This window comes from Bacillus cereus group sp. BfR-BA-01382 (assembly GCF_022663475.1).
GTDB classification, from domain to species: Bacteria; Bacillota; Bacilli; order Bacillales; family Bacillaceae_G; genus Bacillus_A; species Bacillus_A thuringiensis_S.
Window position 1 is genome coordinate 1 of the sequence record NZ_JAKUFQ010000387.1, and the last position, 256, is coordinate 256.

Sequence of the window (256 nt, forward strand, 5' to 3'; positions counted from 1 at the left end):
TAGCTGCTTCACGAGCTTTAGCCGCCTCTTGAGCTTTAGCTTCTGCTTGAGCTTCAGCATCTGCCTGAGCTTTAGCTGCTTCTTGAGCCTTAGCTGCTTCACGAGCTTTAGCCGCTTCTTGAGCCTTAACTTCTGCTTGAGCTTCAGCTGCTTCGCGAGCTTTAGTTGCTTCCGCGGCCTTAGCTTTTGCTTGAGTTTCAGCTACTTCTTGAGCTTTAACTGCTTCACGAACTTTAGCTGTATCTTGAACTGTAGT

General features: G+C 48.0%; 1 protein-coding gene. It reads right to left on the minus strand.

The genetic code is table 11. The features are described 5' to 3' along the window. A partial coding sequence (locus MR160_RS34435) for a hypothetical protein (RefSeq protein WP_242299263.1) occupies nucleotides 1-256 on the minus strand: 256 nt, incomplete at both ends.